Annotated in this window: 11 protein-coding genes; 5 read left to right on the forward strand and 6 right to left on the reverse strand. The window is 64.4% G+C overall.

What is annotated here, in order from left to right; translation table 11 throughout:
- Nucleotides 1-5 precede the first annotated feature (5 nt).
- Complete coding sequence (locus tag VVT58_RS18120) at nucleotides 6-1,052, reverse strand: hypothetical protein (RefSeq protein WP_327752333.1); 1,047 nt, start codon at nucleotides 1,050-1,052, stop codon at nucleotides 6-8.
- A 1,894-nt stretch (nucleotides 1,053-2,946) separates the two neighbouring features.
- Here VVT58_RS18120 and VVT58_RS18125 point away from each other — a divergent pair.
- A complete protein-coding gene (locus VVT58_RS18125; protein ID WP_327752334.1) occupies nucleotides 2,947-4,971 on the forward strand; it encodes an elongation factor G in 2,025 nt (674 codons plus the stop codon).
- Nucleotides 4,972-4,996: 25 nt separating this feature from the next.
- On the opposite strand, the gene VVT58_RS18130 is transcribed toward VVT58_RS18125, so the two are convergent.
- The gene (locus tag VVT58_RS18130; RefSeq protein WP_327752335.1) at nucleotides 4,997-5,416 is read right to left on the reverse strand and encodes a hypothetical protein; all 420 of its coding nucleotides are present in this window, start codon (nucleotides 5,414-5,416) and stop codon (nucleotides 4,997-4,999) included.
- Between the two features lie 105 nt (nucleotides 5,417-5,521).
- Nucleotides 5,522-5,884: a hypothetical protein gene (locus tag VVT58_RS18135; RefSeq protein ID WP_087574464.1), complete on the reverse strand. Its 363-nt coding sequence runs from the start codon at nucleotides 5,882-5,884 to the stop codon at nucleotides 5,522-5,524.
- 114 nt (nucleotides 5,885-5,998) lie between these two features.
- Between VVT58_RS18135 and VVT58_RS18140 the strand changes: the two genes are divergently transcribed.
- From VVT58_RS18140 to fixJ, 3 genes are read left to right on the forward strand one after another with little or no spacing between them, the layout of a single operon-like run.
- Complete coding sequence (locus tag VVT58_RS18140) at nucleotides 5,999-6,814, forward strand: universal stress protein (protein ID WP_327752336.1); 816 nt, start codon at nucleotides 5,999-6,001, stop codon at nucleotides 6,812-6,814.
- Between the two features lie 20 nt (nucleotides 6,815-6,834).
- Nucleotides 6,835-8,022: a PAS domain S-box protein gene (locus tag VVT58_RS18145; RefSeq protein WP_327752337.1), complete on the forward strand. Its 1,188-nt coding sequence runs from the start codon at nucleotides 6,835-6,837 to the stop codon at nucleotides 8,020-8,022.
- Nucleotides 8,023-8,025: 3 nt separating this feature from the next.
- The gene (fixJ, locus tag VVT58_RS18150; RefSeq protein ID WP_087574462.1) at nucleotides 8,026-8,649 is read left to right on the forward strand and encodes a response regulator FixJ; all 624 of its coding nucleotides are present in this window, start codon (nucleotides 8,026-8,028) and stop codon (nucleotides 8,647-8,649) included.
- Between the two features lie 157 nt (nucleotides 8,650-8,806).
- On the opposite strand, the gene VVT58_RS18155 is transcribed toward fixJ, so the two are convergent.
- From VVT58_RS18155 to VVT58_RS18165, 3 genes are all read right to left on the reverse strand, one after another.
- The gene (locus VVT58_RS18155; RefSeq protein ID WP_352000142.1) at nucleotides 8,807-9,598 is read right to left on the reverse strand and encodes a DUF2182 domain-containing protein; all 792 of its coding nucleotides are present in this window, start codon (nucleotides 9,596-9,598) and stop codon (nucleotides 8,807-8,809) included.
- Nucleotides 9,599-9,600: 2 nt separating this feature from the next.
- Nucleotides 9,601-10,233 carry a DUF1326 domain-containing protein gene (locus VVT58_RS18160; protein ID WP_327752339.1) on the reverse strand — a complete coding sequence of 211 codons (633 nt, stop codon included), beginning with the start codon at nucleotides 10,231-10,233 and terminating at the stop codon, nucleotides 9,601-9,603.
- Between the two features lie 78 nt (nucleotides 10,234-10,311).
- Nucleotides 10,312-10,911 (reverse strand): TetR/AcrR family transcriptional regulator, encoded by a 600-nt coding sequence (locus tag VVT58_RS18165; protein WP_327752341.1) that lies wholly within the window; start codon nucleotides 10,909-10,911, stop codon nucleotides 10,312-10,314.
- A 108-nt stretch (nucleotides 10,912-11,019) separates the two neighbouring features.
- Between VVT58_RS18165 and VVT58_RS18170 the strand changes: the two genes are divergently transcribed.
- Nucleotides 11,020-13,983, forward strand: a complete 2,964-nt coding sequence (locus tag VVT58_RS18170; protein WP_327752342.1) for a DUF2339 domain-containing protein — start codon at nucleotides 11,020-11,022, stop codon at nucleotides 13,981-13,983.
- Nucleotides 13,984-14,000 lie beyond the last annotated feature (17 nt).

A 14,000-nucleotide genomic window follows, 5' to 3' on the forward strand; every position in this document is an offset into this window, starting at 1 on the left:
AGCGATCAGTTTGTAAAGCCGCCCCAACTGTTCGGAACGCATGTATCGGGGTTCGAGCGCGGCTCGGTTGGCAGTCGGGTGAGCTTCGGATGGCAATTGATCCAGTTGTTCTTCGCGCGGGTCCAGGCGTCTCTCGCGGCCTGTCCCCTGAGCAGGCGGAAGCTGGACGGCGGGAGCGGGACGAAGTCGGGGATCGGCGCATCCGAAAGCCACAGGAACAGGTTATTGGAGGAGCCTGTCAGCTTCGACCAGCTAGTGGTCCAGAATTGCGGGTAGGAAGTGCCACCGGCATAATCCACCGCGACAACCGAATTTACCACCTGAAACCGCGGAGCGCGCTGATCGCTCTTCGTCAACGCCCCGAACCGCCGCCCTTCCTTGTAGGAATATTCCTGCAGGCGAAGTAGAACTCCGGAAAGCGTCACCATCTGGTTGCTTGCATCACCCGTGTTGCTGTCCTTTCGCGGCTTGACGCTGATGCCCTGAAACGCGCCGTCGATCAGCGTGTCGCGGATGGTCATGGTCTGGAGAAAGTCGTTCTCGACCGCATCGTCGCGTGCATTGCTGATCCAACTATTTTCGATCAGCAGGCCGGGAGAGCCGCGGCCCACGCGGATCGCATCCCACGCGCCGGTGATCCGTACTCCATCGACGACGCCGTTGGATACTCCCTCAAAGGTGATCACCGAGCTGTTGCAATAGGTGGCCCGCCATTCCGACGATTGCGGCACACGGCTCAGAAACAGGCCTCCGATGATTGCGGTCCGATCTTGCTGCTCTATCAGCAGGGGATATTTGTTGACCGGCAAATTTCCCTGGTCGCAATCCTGATCGGCGGTCGGCTTCGGGTTGCGACTATTGGCGACAGTGAAGATGGCTCGCCGGGCATCGAGAGCGCTGCTGCTCACCCCGGCGGGCGGCGTGAATTTCAGCCGCTCAAGTGGTTGCTGGCCACGTAGATTGACGATCCGCCTTGCCGTCTGGAGAGCTCCGTAGGTGTCGTCGCGGTAGCCGGACATCTTGCTCATCGAGGCAGGAACCAGCGCGGTCATTCCTCCCGCAACCGCCAACGTTGCCACAGCGCAGAAGAGGCGACCTTTTCCGAGCCGAAAAATGGGCTTTGACCGCACAAGCGCCCCTTTCCCCAAAGTGGTCGATCAAGGCGTATCATGCGCCCGCTGAAACTCTTTGACCAGCAGCAATCTGGAACAGGGCGCGCGCAAAAATCGCATGTCGGGCAACCGTTGATAGACGCTGTGAGACCTGATGCACCGCGCGTTACGGAAAGGCAGCGAGTTGGGGTAACGATGGGCGTCGGTTGCACGGCCCTCGTGCGGGGTTAGTGACCTCCCGGTAGATGATTGAACGGCATCACCGATTTGGCTCAACTTAATCTCATGGCCCGGATATTGCTTTTATCTGATCAAGGGTAAATTCATTCCGCGCTGAACATTTGCAACTTGCATCAGGAAGTTTGCGCTACGCACGACCCTGCTTCCTTTCACCCAAGCGGCTCCGAATTGTTTGAAATGCAGGCGGGGGAAGACCTCGGTCCGCGCAGGCCAGCTTTATCCGGCGTGTGAGCTGGGAAAATTTCGGCTTCGGACGTGTTGAAAAGAATTGTTCAATTTCTGACGTGACTACGGCTTCCACATCGGGGTTTAGCCGATGGCGGCCTTTAGGAAATCCGGTGGGTCTGCCCAGCAGCGAACTGGTGATCGGATTTGCCCGATAGCGGGTTACCAGCTTGAACACCCAAGCCCGGCTGATGCCTAATCGATTGGAGGCCTCCGTGACTGCTGCTCGATTGAGCTTCGGCAGCTCGGAAAGTGCGCGGATCACCGGCTCACGCTCGCAAGCAATCCGCCAGGACTGGTCATCTGCTCGTAGACAAGGCGTGTCCGCACTTACCATTTCCCCATCCCCGCATTGGCAGAGACTCGTGTCGTCGGGTCCACTTATATTCTACCAGATTGGGTCGCCGGAGGCTACGATCCAGTGATATTCAGACCATCCAAAGTCAGGACGATCAATGGCTTTCCAGTACACCAGTTTATTGGAAACGATAATTTGGGGTTCAGAGCGGGAAATAGCTTATCGCAACTACGGATTCGACCTCATCGGCCTGATCAGGTTCTTGTCCAAGACCGCGGAGGTCATCGTACTGGCGTTGCACAACGGGCCACCAACTTCCTCAAATATGACGCATCCTCGGTCTCAAGTGACGCCTTGCCTGTCCTACTAAGCGGGCGTCCTGGTTCGCGCTCGATTGGGCTGAGGCGCGCGCGCCTGAACCCTCCAACCGCTTCAGCTTCTGCAACTGCCCCACCACCGCCAAATGGGATAGACCAGCAACGACGGCTTCCGGTTCAAAAACAGTTCGGCCCAACTAAAGGAGAAAACTATCTTGACCCACCAATGATATTCGAAACATAACCATCGGGCGGGAAACTTCTCGTTGAAAAGCCCGAGTCAGTTTTCGAGGCAATCAACACGGATGCCTTTTAGCAGCCAGTGAACCGGCGAGATCTCCAGTGAACCAGATATACGGATCTTTGCTTCCTCTGCTATTGATTGCCATCGCGCTCCTTTGGATCGCAGGCATAGCCTGGTTCTGGCACCTACAGTCAAAATCGAGAGGCATGGTCACGGTCACAATTTTCGACAGGCTGCTGACGATCGTCTGGCTGCCAGCATATCTAAGCACGCTTCTGTTTCTTTCAGTCGCATATATTTGGGACCGCTATATCAAGGCGAGGTGATTTTATGGCAGATGGCCTCATAGAGAGACCGCCATATTTCCTTCTCCATCAGGATCGTCATCTGTCGCCCATAATATGCGACTGACGATCTCGCCCTTGCGTTCCGATCGATATCGGGCGAACATCCCTCCTTCCCAACGACCGCCTTCGCCAAGAAAGACGGGTGGATTGGAGGAGAGCCAGGATGAGCGTCTGTTGTACACGGGCCATCGCGCTCGTCGGCCCCGCCGGAGGGGGCAAGACCAGCCTTGCGGAAGCGATGCTGTTCATAACCGGGGCAATACCGCGCCAGGGATCGGTACAGGCGGGAAACAGCGTGGGCGACGCCAGCCCGGAAGCCCGCGAGCGCGGCAGTTCGACCGAGCTCAACCTCATGCATTTCGAATGGATGGGCGACCGTTTCGCGCTGATCGACGTGCCGGGCGCGCCGGGTTTCACGGCGGACGGGGCGATCGCGCTCGACATGGCCGACCTTGCCATCGTGGTGATCGATCCCGATCCGGAGCGGGCCGCGCTGGCCCAGCCGGTGCTGCGCAAGCTGGAACAGGCGGGCATTCCGCACGCGCTGTTCGTCAACAAGATCGATCAGGCGCGGGGCAGCATAGAGGATCTGCTGACCGCGCTCGCGCCGATGAGCGCCGCCGCACTGGTGGCGCGCCAGATTCCGATCCGCGCCGGGGAGCGAGTCGCGGGCTTCGTCGACCTCGCGCTGGAGCGGGCCTATCATTATGAGGTGGGCAAGAAATCCCAGCAGGTCGCGCTCGCCCCGCATGTGAAGGATGATGAAAGCGCGGCGCGCTTCCATATGCTGGAGCAACTGGCCGACCATGACGACCTGCTGCTGGAACAGTTGCTGTCCGACGAACAACCAAGTCTCGATACCGTTTTTGCCGATCTGGCTCGGGAAACCGCGAGCGGGCTGATCGTGCCGGTGCTGTTCGGTTCCGCGTCAAACGGCTTCGGCATCCGGCGGCTGCTGAAGATGCTGCGCCATGACACGCCGATGGCGGCGCAGACGGCGGAGCGGCTCGCGATCCGGGGGGAAGCGGCGCAACTTTTCAAGATTTCCCACGCCGCGACGGTGGGGCGGCTGGCGCTGGCCCGCATCTTCGGCGGCCCGCTGGCCGATGGGGCGGAGATGGTCGACGGCGACGGGCGGCCGTTGCGGCCCGGCGGGCTGTTCGCGATCCAGGGCGCGGCCACGACGAAAATCCCCTCCGCGGAGACGGGCGCGATCGTCGGCATCGCGAAAATCGAGGGCGTCCAGGCGGGCGATGCGATCGGCATGGCGGGGACTGTCCCGTCGACAGGCCTTGGGGTGGAAAAAGCGGCGGCCAATTGCGCGCTGGCGATCGCGGCCAAGGACCATAAGGACGAGGTCCGGCTTTCCACCGCGCTCAACCGGCTGGCCGAAGAGGATGCCGGTTTGCATTGGGATCAGAACGAAGGGTCGCGCGAAACCCTGCTCCACGGCATGAGCGAGGACCATCTGGCGGTCGCGCTGGACCGGCTGAAGCGGCGCTATGGCGTTGCCGTGTCGGTCCACGCGCCGACCATCGCCTACCGGGAATCGATCCGCAAGGCGGTCACGCAGCGCGGCCGTCACAAGAAACAGTCGGGCGGCCACGGCCAGTTCGGGGATGTGGTGCTGGAAGTCCGTCCGCTCGAACGCGGAGAGGGCGTAAGGTTCGAGGAACGGATCACCGGCGGCGCGGTGCCCAAGCAATATATTCCGGCGGTCGAAAAAGGCATGCTCGATGCCGTGGCGAAGGGTCCGCTCGGCTTTGCGGTGGTCGATGTCACCGCCGCGCTGGTGGACGGCTCATTCCACAGCGTCGACAGTTCGGAACTGGCCTTTCGCACTGCCGGGCGCATGGCCATGTCGGACGCGCTGGCAGCGGCATCGCCCTATCTGCTGGAGCCCATCGCCCATGTGACGATCATGAGCCCAAGCGCCGCGACATCACGCATTACCTCCACCGTGGCGAGCCACCGGGGCCAGATGCTGCGCATGACGGCGCTGGACGGCTGGTTTCACTGGGATGTGCTGGAAGTCCTTTTGCCCGAGGCGGGCTTGCAGGGGCTGGAAGCGGAAATCCGGTCGATGAGCCAGGGCATGGCGCATTATGAAGCGCATTTCGATCATCTGGCGGAGGTCAACGCGAAGCTGGCGGACAGCATCGTGCACCGGGCGAGGGAACCGGCTTAGGGCAAGACGCCCGGCTGCAAATGTCTCAGGGATTCTTCTTGGACTGGCCGAAATTGCTGCCGCTTTGTCCCGGATTCGTGCCGGACTGGCCAGGCGGGGCGCTGCCGCTGGCGGGATTGGAACCCGATTGGCCGGGCGTCGTCCCGTTCTGGCCGGGCGCGCTGCCTGAATTGCCGGGTGGAGTGGAGGAGGAGGAGCTTCCCGCGCCCGGCGTGGCGGAGGATGCGCCTGTCGAGGAAGAGCTTCCATCGGCGCCCGATGCTCCGGCATAGCGCGCGATAAGCGCCGCACTGTCATCCAGGGCGCCGGTGATCGATTGCCCCAGAGCCCAGGTCGCCATCGCCACCGAACCAGCCAGCAAGCCAAGCAGCAACGCATATTCCGCCGCAGACGCGCCGGAACGATCCGCCGCCATTCTTGCGATCAGCCCCTTGATCTGCGGCATTATTCCCCCCTGCCCCATTTCGGTTGCAGGATGCGCCGTTTTGCGAATAATGTAAAATCGATTAACCCTGATCACGCCATTCCGCCGCGGTGAGGGCGGATGCCATCAGGCCGGGCTAAGCCCCTTCACCACGAAGGGCAGGCATTCCCCATCCGGATCGGTCAGCGTCAGATAGGCGCCCGGCTGGATGGTGTGCGCGTCTAGCCGATAGATTTTCTCGTCATCCGCCTCCCCCGGCTCATAGGACAGCGCCCAGCCGTGCCGGGTGTGCAGCAATGTGCCGTGCCGGTCCGGCTCGTTGGGCCAGAAACGGCGCGCCGTCGCCAGTTCGGGATGGATGCGATATTCCTTTTCGTCGATCAGGCCGCCGCTGCCCAGCGGCAGGCGTAGCACATAGCTTCGCGCCGCCGATCCGTTGGGAAAGGCCGGCGTCCGGGCAAGTTCGAGGCGTATGGTCGTCCAGCTCATGACCATTGCAATCGGATTCCGCCGCGAAAAGAGATATAAGGATTATTCCTGATGGCGACCGCGCCGAGGCAGTCCTAGCCAGATGGGGAAGAGACGCTTGCCGGGAGACAGACAATGAAATCGGTCCTGCTGCACATTCATGAAGATCATGGCGCGGAAAGCCGCTTGCAGGCGGCCTGCGATCTGGCCCGTGCATCGGGCGCGCATATCCATTGCGTGCAGGTGACCGCCGTGCCCGATTTCGTCGCGGCTGACATGTATGGCGGCGCGTCCATGGCGCCGGCGATGATGGCCGAACTCTACGATATCGACGAAAAGGCCCGTACACGCATAGAGGACCGGCTGCGCCGGGAGGGTGTGAGTTGGGACTGGCGCCATGTGGAGGGCGATGTCGTCCATGGCCTGCTGTCCGCCGCGACGCTGACCGACGGCATGATCGTCACCCTGCCGGCCGGCCCGCGCAAGGAATTTGCCGATCCGCTGCATCTGGCCGCCGATCTGGCGCTGGCCGGGCGGGTTCCGGTGATCGCCGTGCCGCAGACGGCGAAGTCCTTTCCGGTCACGGGCCGCGCGGTCGTGGCGTGGGAGGGTTCGCAGGAAGCCTCCGCCGCGCTGCGCCTGTCCGTGCCGCTGCTGAAACTGGCGGAGGAAGTGCATGTCGTGACGGTCGAGGAAGCGGGCAAATATCCCTTCCCCGCCACCGATGCGCCGGAATATCTGGCCCGCCACGGCATCAAATGCCAGTTCCACACCTGGCCGCAGGACGGCCGCACCGTCGAAGCGGCGCTGAAGGCCGCCATCGGCGTGCTGAAGCCGGACTGGATGGTGATGGGCGCCTTTGGCCATAGCCGCCTGAGGGAAATGGTGTTCGGCGGCGTGACCCGCGCCCTGCTGCGCGAAGTGCATGTTCCGCTCTTGCTGGCGCACTGAAGCCACGGCATGGTAGGGGCATGGCGGTAGCGGACGACGAAACCGATGGATTGACGCAGCGCGAGCATAGTCTGGAACAGGCTCTGCTCGGCTCCATCCTGGCGACCGTGCCGGACGCGCTGATCGTCATCGACATGCGCGGGCAGATCGTGTCGTTCAGCGCGGCAGCGCAGCGCATGTTCCAATATGCCGAAAGCGACGTGCTGGGCGAGAATATCTCGATGCTGATGCCTTCCCCCGACCGGGAAAGGCATGACGGCTATATCCATCACTATCTGTCGACCGGGGAAAAGCGGATCATCGGCGTCGGCCGCCTGACCAGCGCGCGGCGGCGGGACGGGTCGACCTTTCCCATCGAACTGTCGGTGGGCGAGGTGCAGGATGAGGGGCGGCGGCTGTTCACCGGCTTCATCCGCGACCTCACCGAAAGCCAGCAGGCCGAGCGGCGGGTGGCCGATTTGCAGGCGGAGCTGGCCCATGTCGGCCGCGTGACGGCGATGGGAACGCTGGCCTCCGCGCTGGCGCATGAACTCAACCAGCCCCTGACGGCCATCGCCAATTATCTGGAGGCGGGGCGCGACATGCTCGACGCCGAAGGGCCGGTGGACCGGGAATTGCTGCGCGAGGCGATGGCGGAAAGCGCGAACCAGGCGCTGCGCGCGGGCGAGATCATCCGGTCCCTGCGCGAGTTCATCAAGCGCGGCGAAACCTTGCGCCAGCCCGAACCCCTGCGCGTGCTGCTGGCGGAAGGGGCGGCGCTGGCCTTCATCGGCGTCGACAGCCGGGGGCTGGACATGGACATCAGCGTCGATCCGCGTGTCGACAAGGTGCTGGTCAACCGGGTGCAGTTGCAGCAGGTCATCATCAACCTCACCAAGAACGCCGTGGAGGCAATGGCCGACAGCCCGGCGCGCATCCTGCGCCTGTCCGCCATCCCGGCCCCCTCCCCAACCGACGCCGGCCGGGTCGAGGTGATTGTCGCGGACAGCGGGCCGGGGTTGGCGCCGGAAATGTCGCGCACGCTCTTCACCCCCTTCACCACCACCAAGGCGTCCGGCATGGGCGTTGGCCTGTCGATCAGCCAGACCATCATCGAAGGGCATGGCGGGCGCATCTGGGCTGCGCCGTCGCAATGGGGCGGCACGGCCTTTCACTTCACCCTGGACGCAGTGGACGGCTCGCAAAATGCGGCCAGCAAGGAAGAATAGGGCATGAGCGAAGCATTCCCCATCTATGTCGTGGACGATGACGAGGCTATCCGGCGGTCGCTGTCCTTCATGCTGAAGACGAGCGGTTTCGCCGTGAAGCTGTTCGAGGGCGGCTTACCCTTTCTGAAGGAAGCCGCCGATCTGGAGCCGGGCTGCGTGCTGCTGGACGTGCGGATGCCCGACATCGACGGGCTGGCGGTGCAGCGCGAGCTGCGGGCGCGGGGCATCATGCTGCCGGTGGTGATCATGACCGGGCATGGCGATATCGACATGGCGGTGACGGCAATGAAGGCGGGGGCGAGCGACTTCATCGAAAAGCCGTTCGAAAAGGCGGCGCTGATGGGTTGCGTCGATGCGGCTCGACAGGTGGCCGTGGCGGATCGCGGGGCGGGCGCGCGGGCCGACGACGCCCGGGCGCGGCTCAACATCCTGACCGAGCGGGAACGGGAAGTGCTGGACGGGCTGGTGGAAGGACTGCCCAACAAGACCATCGCCTATGATCTGGGCATCAGCCCGCGCACCGTGGAAATCCACCGCGCCAACCTGATGCAGAAGCTGGAGGTGAAGAGTCTGGCCGAAGCGTTGAGGATCGCCTTCCACGCGGGGATGGAAAAGGGCGAGGCATAGACGGCTAGTTATGGCCAATTGCAGATATTACAGGTTGTCATTCCAGCGAAAGCTGGGATCTCGTGAGGCTAGGCCGCACCCTATCGCCTGAGATCCCAGCTTTCGCTGGGATGACGGAGATGATGTCCACCAACCACCCCTTCCCGCAAATAAGCCCTCACCCCACCAATATCACCCACCCCCAGAGGATGCAGCCAAGCCCGGCCGCCACAGAAACCGCGCGACCCCAGGGCAACAGCTTTTCCAGCGCGACGAGCAGCGTCAGCAGCGCGATCCAGGCGAGGTTCATGATCCCGCCCGCGAACAGCAGCGCCATGAGCATCCAGCAGCAACCCACGCACCAGGCGCCATGGAGCATCCCCATGCGCAGCGCGCCGCTCCATCCCGGCCGGAAATGGCGGCTGAGGAATTGCGCGGGGCTACGGCACTGGCGCAGGCAGGCGTCCTTCCACGGGCTGATCTGATAGACCCCCGCCGCGATCAGCAGCGCGGCGGCAAGCGGTCGGCTGGAGGTCGCCATCGCCATGGGGGAAAGCATCGCCGCTTTGGCCAGGCGCCATTGCGCCAGCGTGGCGATGAGGGAAAAGACGCCCCAGGCGAGGAGATAGCCCAAGGTGAAGCTCTCCGTCGCGGGGCGCGCGGTGGCATGCACGGCGCGGGCGTAAAGCAGGATCGTCGGCGCGGCGGAGGGGAGCATCATCGCGACCATCATCACCCACCACATGGCGAGCGTCACGACGAACTGCGCCGCCGTCCAGAGTCCATCGCCGGGCATCATCATCGCCAGCATAGGGTCTTCGGCAAGGCCCGAGGGCAGCAGCGAAACCGTCGGAGCCATGCCCATGCCCGCGCCGGAGAACAGCCAGCTCCAGGCCAGCGCGATCAGCACCGCCAACGCGACAAGGGAAATCAAGCGGTGCCGGGCGAGCACCGCGCTCCATAACGGCACCATCAGCCCCTGACGACGCCGTGGCTGTCGAGATGGAGATAGGCGAATTGGCCGTAGCTGGACGCATGGTCGAGCTGCATCGGCGCGATCGCGCGGCTAGCGCCGGAGCCGACCTCCGCCACCTCATATTCGAAGCCGTTGGGCAGGCGAATCTGGGCGCGGATTTCCGATCCGTCGACCGGGCTGCGGATCGGTTCGCCGTCCATTTCCAAATGGCCGGAAATGCGCAGGCGGCCCTTGCGCCCTTCCACGTCGACATCGAAGTCCACGGGGACGAAGCTTGGCTCGTGCATAGTCGTGATGGTGGAGGCGAAGACCGCGAAGACGGTCGCCATCGGCGCGGTGTCGCCGCCGGTCATGATCGTCAGCAGGGCGTTGCGCTGGGCTTCCGTCGCCCGTTCGTCGACGAAGGCGGCGCATTCGCCCTGCCCTTCATGAATGGGGCCGGGCCAGCGGAAGACGGCGGCGATGTTGAGGCCGGACAGGTCGGTATTGCCATGGCGGCCTTCATCGATGGCGAAACCGAAGGCGGCCTGGCAATGGCCCTTGTCGGGCAGGCCGCCGAACTGGCAGTTGCAGCCATATTCGCAGTTGCAATTGGCGAATTCCCGGCCCTTGAGCATCCAGTAGACCATGATGCGACTCCCCAGACAGCGGGGCGGACTATAGCAGATTCAGAAGGCTGCGTCGCGTTCCCCTATTGCCTCCATATGCTACAGATTTGCCCCGGCGGCCCTCAATGATTCCTTGACGCGGGCCGTCGCCATTTCGAGCGGGTCGGTCTCCCCCAAAAGGGCGAAGCTGCCGTTGAGCGCGAAGGTGCAGTGGCCGTGGACGGTCGCCACCAGCGAGCGGGCGAGGCGTGACGCGACGTCCCTTGTGTGCGGCGGCAGGACGGCGGCGACTTCGCGCACGACGACTTCGGTAAGGCCCGCGCGCTGGCGGGCATAATCCTCCGGCAGGGGGACGCCGGGCGGCAAGCGATGGTCGTAGATCGCCATCCAGATATTCATATTGTCCTGGGCAAAGCTGAAATAGCCCTCCACCAGCGCGGCGATGCGGTCCGCCGGGTCGCGGGCGAGGCGTCGCTCCAGAAAGGCGGCCCAGAGGTCGAAGGTGCGCGTGTTGATGGCGGCGATCAGCCGGTCGTAGCTGCCGAAAACATTGTAGAGCGTGCCGACCGAATAGCCGATGCGTTTGGCCACTTCGCGCGAGGAGAATTTGGCGAAGCCGGTTTCGGCCATGTGGCGGTGTCCTTCCGCAAGGATCAGCGCCTCCAGTTCTTCGCGGCTATGGTCGGACCGTCTTCCCATGCCAGAGCGATAGTGAAAGAATTGAACGCTGTCTAATTATTTTATTGAACAGTGTCTAATTTTACGCTAGTGCGATGATCGTTCCGCAGGGTTTCAGGGGTGCGACTCATGTTCATGGCGCTTGTTCTGCTGGTTTTCGGGGTGATCCTGTTCGACATGCGCGGGCGGCTGAAGGCCGCCGAGCGGCGGTTGGCGGCATTGGAGGGGACGAGCGTTGGCGTCGGCGTTTCCCTCGCCCTCGACCGTCACCCCCGCGAAGGCGGGGGTCCATCTCCTGAGCGTTCGCCTTGGGGTGAGATGCGGGAAATGGATTCCCGCCTTCGCGGGGATGACGAAAAGGGGGATGAGCGCGGGTTACGTCCCGCGGCGATTGTGGAACGGCGAGCGGACAGTGTGACAGCCCCTCCTCCGCCGCCGATCGAGGAGACCCCGGCCGAACCGGAGAAGCCCATCGCAGCCCCTGTCCGCCCCTCCTTCGGTTTCGAGGAACTCTTCGGCCGCCGCCTGCCGATCTGGGCGGGCGGGGTGACGCTGGCGGTCGCGGGGGTTTTGCTGGTCAAATATTCGATCGACGCGGGGCTGCTGTCGCCATTGGTGCGGATCGTGCTGGGGCTGTTGTTCGGCGGGGCGCTGATCGGGTGCGCCGAGGCTGCCTTGCGGCTGGAGGAGCGGGTGCGCGATGCGCGGGTGCGGCAGGCGCTTTCCGGGGCCGGTCTGGCGACGCTCTATGTCAGCATCCTGGCGGCACATACGCTGTATGGGCTGGTGGGACCGGGGGTCGCCTTTGCCGGGCTGGCGGGGGTGACCGGGCTGGCCATGGCGCTGTCGCTGCGTTTCGGAGCGCCAAGCGCGTTGCTGGGGCTGGTGGGCGGCCTGGCCGCGCCTGCGCTGGTCCAGGCGGGACAGCCCAATGTGCCGTTGCTGAGTTGCTATCTGGCCTTGGCGGTGGGCGGGCTCACCGTGCTGTCGCGGGCGCAGCGGTGGATGTGGCTGGGCGTCAGTGCGCTGATCGGCGGGGCGGCTTGGGGCGCGGTGATGCTGGCCGTGGGGGCGCTGGATTGGGCGTCTTCGCTTTCAGTCGGGTTGCTGGTGCTGATGCTGGGCGTGGTGCTACCGCTTTTCGCCTTTTCGGGCGCGCGGGCGGTGCTGTTGCGGGTCGGCGCAGCGGTCGTCGCGGCGGCGCAAATGGCCGCCTTGGTGGCGACCGGAGGGTTCGCGCTGTTGCATTGGGGGCTGTTCGGGCTGCTTTCGGTCGCGCTGCTGTGGCTGGGGCGGGATGCGGCGCTCCGGCCTTTGGCGGCGGTCGGGGCGGCTGTGGCTCTGCTGCTGGCGGCGGTCTGGCCCGATCCGGAGATGGGACGCTTCGCGCTCGTCATGCTGGGGATGGTGGCGATTTATGGTGGGGCGGCCCTGTGGCGGGTCTGGCGCGGGGGCACGCTGGTCGAGGCGGGGCAGATCGCCGGGCTGGCGCTGGGCGGGTTTTCCCTGGGGCTGGGGCATTTCTGGCGCGAGGGGCTGGATGGAGCATTTGCGCTGCTGGCGCTGGCGGCGGCAAGCTTGCCGGGTGTGGCGATGCTGACCGGCTGGAGTTGCGAGGGGCGGCGGGAGGATGCGCGCTTCGTGACGCTGGCGAGCGCGGCGGCGCTGCTGCTGGTCGTGGCCGGTGGGTTGGGGTTGGCGGCATGGATGCTGCCGGTGGTGATCGCGGCGGTGGCGGCGGGGCTGCTGATGCTGGCGGAGCGTGCCGGGGATCGGCGGGTCGAGTGGAGCGGCTGGGGCTTCGCCTTTGGCGCGGTCGTGGCTTTGGCTGGATCGGATGAGGTGGTCCGGCTTTGGGGCGGCGCGGCGACGGACGCTGCCTGGCAGGGGCTCATATGTTGGGCGGCGGGCGCGTCGATGGCGGCGCTGTTTGCCTGGCGGGCGCGGTTTATCGAGGGCCGGATGGTGGCGCAGGGCGCGGCCGTGCTGCTCGCTTATGGGGCGGTGGCGCAGGCGGTGCCTGCAATCTGGGTGCCGGTGGGAGCGGCTTTGGGCCTGGCCCTGTTGGCGGAAGGCGCGAGGAAACTGGCCGTGGGACGGATGGCGCCTGGGTTGGGCGTGGCTCTGACGGTGGTGGCGCTTTGGGCATGCTGGCCGGTGGGGCTTTGGTTGGGGCAGGCCTTGCTGTCGCTGGTGGGCGAACCGATGCTGGCGCGGGATTTGCCGGGGATCGGGGAAGCGGTGCGGCGTCTGGCGGTACCTGCGGTGGTATTGGGTTTTGCCTTGTGGCGGGCCGGTTCGGTCGTCGGTGTGATCGGGCGACGGGCCGGCTGGGTCGTGGCGGCGGTGCTGGGCGGGGTCGCTGTGCATGTCGGGTATAAGCAGGTCTTCGGGCTGGAGAGCTGGGACGATGTGACGCGCCTCGCCCTGGCGGAGCGGACGCTTTGGGAGGGGCTTTTGATTGGAGCCGGGTTCGTGGCTTGGCGGATGGAGCGACTGGCCCTCCCCCGACCTTTCCCGCCGCTATTGGGACGGGCGGTCGGAGGACTGCTCGCGGGTGCGGGGCTGGCGCATTTGCTGGTCTATACCGTTGTGCTGCATGATCCGCTGTGGTTTCCGCAGGAGGTGGGGAGCTGGCCGGTTTTCAATCTGCTATCGGTTGCTTTTGCACTCTCCTTCGCGGCGCTTTGGATCGCCGGGACTTGGGCGCCGCGCCTGGCGGACGGGTTGCGGATGGCGTTGATCGCGCTGTTCGGGATAGCCTTGCTGCGGCAACTTTTCGTCGGATCATTGCTGACCGTGCCGGGAGTGAGCCAGGCGGAGGACATATTGCGGTCCGTGCTGGCTTTGGGGCTGGCGATCGGCTTCCTGCTCTGGGGCATACACAGGAAAGCCGGGGATTGGCGGATCGCTTCGCTGCTGCTGATGTTGGCGGCGGTGGCCAAGGTGTTCCTGTTCGATGCCTCCGGCCTCACCGGCCTGTTGCGGATCGCATCCTTCCTGGCTTTGGGGTTCAGCCTGATCGGGATTGGATGGCTTTATAATCGCGTGTTGCGTGAGCCGCTTAACAACTCCGCGACAAATGCTGCATAATGCGTGAAGGACGGGGG

It is taken from the genome of Sphingobium sp. SJ10-10 (assembly GCF_036038995.2).
GTDB lineage: Bacteria > Pseudomonadota > Alphaproteobacteria > Sphingomonadales > Sphingomonadaceae > Sphingobium.